Below are 3,631 nucleotides of genomic sequence, written 5' to 3'. Positions count from 1 at the left end.
GGGTCCGCGCGGCGGACCCCGCCCACGGCCGTGTCCTGGGTTTTGATGGGGGTCTCCGGACCGGGCCCGGGGTGCGTCGGGGGAAGGGAAGGACGGCGGAGAACCGACGCCCCAGTGTGACCGCGCCTCGGACCCAGGGTCACCAGGTACAGGTGACCCGCCCTGAACAGGCCGAAAGCCGGGTCACCCGGCGACCGCGTATCCATAACCAGTGCATAACGGACTAAACCCGTCTCGTTACTGCCGGATGTGCTCGGGGAGGGAGACCCCGTACCAGCGCCGCCGCTCCGTGTCCCGACCGGCGGCGGCAGCCGCGGCCCAGCGCCGCGCACCGCCCGCACCAGGCGTCCCACCATCCGAATGCGCGGCGCACCCGTCCTGCCTTCCCGGTCGGGGGCGCCGCCTCGCGAATCACCGAGGAGCAGTCGTGAAGAAGCAGGTACCAGCGATCAGCCGAGGAACCTGGGGCCGCCGAGACGCACTCCGACTGGGCGGCGTGGGGCTCGCCACGGTCGGCCTCGCCGCCTGCACCCGGGTCGACGGGGGAGGCGGCGGGGAAGAAGGGGGACAGTCCACCCTGGAACGCCTGCGCGAACAGGGCTTCGTGAGCGTCGGCCTCGCCAACGAGATCCCGTTCGGGTTCATCGACGGCAGCGGCGCCCCCGCGGGGCAGTCCCCGGCCGTCGCCAGAGCGGTCTTCGAGGAGCTGGGCGTCCCGGAGATCCAGCCGACCCCGGTCACCTGGGACGGCCTGATCCCCGGCCTCCAGGCGAACCGATTCGACGTTCTCGCCGCCGGCGTGTTCATCACGCCGGACCGCTGCGAGCAGGTCGCCTTCACCGAGCCCACCGCCACGTCCCCCGAGGCCTTCCTCGTCAACGAGGGCAACCCCGAGGGCATCGAGCACTTCACCTCGTTCGTGGACAACCCCGACCTGACCCTGGCCGTCCTCAACGGCTCGGTCGAGCAGAGCTACGCCGAGTACTTCGAGGTGCCCGAGGGCCAGCTGGAGCTCATCCCCGACCAGACCACCGGCTACGAGCTGCTGGAGGCGGGCCGGGTCGACGCGGTGTCCATGCTGAAGGTCTCCCACGAGTACCTCCTCATCGACCGCGGCGGCCCCTTCGAGGTCACCGAGGCGTTCTTCCCCGAGATCGACGGCCGGGAGGAGAAGGGCTGGGGCGGCCTGTGCGTCCGCCAGGAGGACACCGAGCTCCTGGAGGAGATGAACCGCGTCATCGCCGAGTTCAAGGAGAGCGGACGCCTCCTGGAGCTGGGCGAGGAGTGGGGCTTCACCGAGGCGGACCTCCCCGACGACACGACCACCGCCGAACTCTGCGAGGGATGACCACGACGTGGACTTCCTGATCGAGCAGCTCCCCCGATATCTCGACGGCGCTCTGATCACCGTCCAGCTGACCGCGGGCGGCAGTGCGCTGGCCTTCGTGCTGGCCATGGTCTTCGGGATCCTGGGCAGCATGAAGCACTGGCTTCCCCGGGCCGTGGCCACGGTCTACGTGGAGGTCTTCCGCGGTATCGCCGCACTGGTCCTGATGTTCTGGATGGCGTACGCCCTACCGCTGGTGTCCGGCTACAAGCTGGACGACACCTTCGCGGCGATCGTCGCCCTGGGCATCAACCTCGGAGCCTACGGCGCCGAGGTGGTGCGCGCGGCCGTCAACGCCGTGCCCAAGGCCCAGGTGGAGGCGTGCGTCGCGCTGAACATGTCGTGGTTCCAGCGGACCCGCCTGGTGGTGCTCCCCCAGGCGTGGGCGCAGATGCTGCCCACGTTCGGCAACCTGGTCATCGAGCTCATGAAGGCCACCGCTGTGGCCTACCTCATCGGTGTGGCCGACCTGACGGCCGTGGCGCAGCAGATCCGCTCCGCCACGGGTGAGACGGTCCTGGCCTTCACCGGAGCCCTCATCCTCTACTACCTGATCGCGCAGGTGCTGATCTTCGGCATGCGACTGCTCGAACGCCGCGCCAACCGCAAGCTGGGACGGATCCCGCCCGGAGGCACCGGGCTGCTGGCGCTTCTGCGGCCCCCGTCCGTGGGCACGAAGGTGGGTGTCGCCAAGTGATCTGGGACTTCGAGTTCACCCTGGAGGTCATGCCGGACCTCCTGCGCGGCCTGTGGGTCACCGTCCAGGCCACCGTGTTCGGCTACCTGATCGCGCTGGCCCTGGGCCTCGTGATCGCCATGGTCCGCCGGATCCCGGTGCTCGGGACGATCGTCCACGTGGTGATGGAGTTCATCCGCACCACGCCGCTGCTGGTGCAGCTGGTCTTCGTCTTCGCCCTCGTGCCCGCGGGCTTCTCGCCCCTGATGGTCGGCATCATCGTCCTGGGGGTGCACTACGCGGCCTACACCGCCGAGGTGTACCGCTCGGGCATCGAGGGCGTGGCCGTGGGCCAGTGGGAGGCGGCGCGCGCGCTGAGCCTCCCGGCCCGGCGCACGTGGGGGGCGATCGTGCTGCCGCAGGCGATCCGCAAGGTCATCCCCGCGCTGGGCAACTATCTCATCGCGATGTTCAAGGACACCCCGCTGCTCTTCGCCATCACGGTCGTGGAGCTCCTGGCCACCGCCCAGCAGGTCGGCCAGGCGAGTTTCAAGATCGTGGAGGCGTTCACCCTCGTCGGGTTCCTGTTCCTCCTCGTGAGCATCCCGTCCGCGATCATCATCCGACGACTGGAGCGACGCTATGCCGCCGTCTGACACCCCTACGAACGCACGGCCCCAGGGTGGCGGGGCCGGGGCCGGGGGAGGCCCCCTGATCGTCTTCGACCAGGTGGTCAAGCGCTTCGGCGACCTCACCGTCCTCGACCACCTGGACTTCTCGGTCGACCCCGGGGAGCGGGTCACCCTCATCGGGCCCAGCGGTTCGGGGAAGACCACCATCCTGCGCCTGCTGATGACCCTGGAGAAGGTCACCGAGGGCGTCATCCGGGTGGGCGGCGAACCGTTCAGCCACATGCCCCGCGGCGGTTCGGGAGGGCTGGTCCCGGCCGGCGAGAGCTACCTGCGCGAACGCCGCAAGCGCATCGGCATGGTCTTCCAGCAGTTCAACCTGTTCCCGAACATGACCGTGCGGCAGAACGTCATCGAGGCCCCGGTCCACGTCCTCGGGATCCCCAAGGAGGAGGCGAACGCCAAGGCCGAGCAGCTGCTGGACCTGGTGGGCCTGGCGGACAAGGTCGACGCCCACCCGACCCAGCTGTCCGGCGGCCAGCAGCAGCGCGTGGCGATCGCCCGCGCGCTCGCGATGAGCCCGGAGATCCTTCTCCTGGACGAGGTCACGTCGGCGCTGGACCCGGAGCTGGTGGCCGGTGTCCTGGACGTCCTGCGCGAGGTCGCCGAGAGCACGGACATCACCATGCTCTGCGTGACCCACGAGATGGGTTTCGCCCGCGACGTGTCGCACCGCGTGCTCATGTTCGACCAGGGGCAGATCGCGGAGGAGGGGACGCCGGACCAGATCTTCGGCGACCCGCAGGAGGAGCGGACCCGGTCGTTCCTCAGGTCGGTCCTGGACAACGGGGTCTGACACCGGCCGCCGCCCGGCCCGGTCCACGGCGCGGCGGGACGGCGTGCCACGGGGCGGGCCCGGGTCGGAGCACGACCCGGGCC

The 3,631-nt window shown here is 70.0% G+C and carries 4 protein-coding genes; all 4 read left to right on the top strand.

The window, feature by feature from the left end; translation table 11 throughout:
- Positions 1 to 496 precede the first annotated feature (496 nt).
- From ehuB to ehuA, 4 genes are read left to right on the top strand one after another with little or no spacing between them, the layout of a single operon-like run.
- A complete protein-coding gene (gene ehuB, locus ACWGL3_RS31665; RefSeq protein WP_267950523.1) occupies positions 497 to 1,348 on the top strand; it encodes an ectoine/hydroxyectoine ABC transporter substrate-binding protein EhuB in 852 nt (283 codons plus the stop codon).
- 7 nt (positions 1,349 to 1,355) lie between these two features.
- Positions 1,356 to 2,084, top strand: a complete 729-nt coding sequence (gene ehuC / locus ACWGL3_RS31660; protein ID WP_267946610.1) for an ectoine/hydroxyectoine ABC transporter permease subunit EhuC — start codon at positions 1,356 to 1,358, stop codon at positions 2,082 to 2,084.
- A complete protein-coding gene (gene ehuD, locus ACWGL3_RS31655) occupies positions 2,081 to 2,719 on the top strand; it encodes an ectoine/hydroxyectoine ABC transporter permease subunit EhuD (RefSeq protein WP_344182042.1) in 639 nt (212 codons plus the stop codon). The genes ehuC and ehuD overlap by 4 nt, the downstream gene beginning before the upstream one ends.
- Positions 2,706 to 3,548 (top strand): ectoine/hydroxyectoine ABC transporter ATP-binding protein EhuA, encoded by an 843-nt coding sequence (gene ehuA / locus ACWGL3_RS31650; RefSeq protein ID WP_267946608.1) that lies wholly within the window; start codon positions 2,706 to 2,708, stop codon positions 3,546 to 3,548. The genes ehuD and ehuA overlap by 14 nt, the downstream gene beginning before the upstream one ends.
- Positions 3,549 to 3,631 lie beyond the last annotated feature (83 nt).

The sequence above is a fragment of the Nocardiopsis sp. NPDC055824 genome, from assembly GCF_053616335.1.
This window is presented reverse-complemented; position numbering and strand designations above follow the sequence as displayed.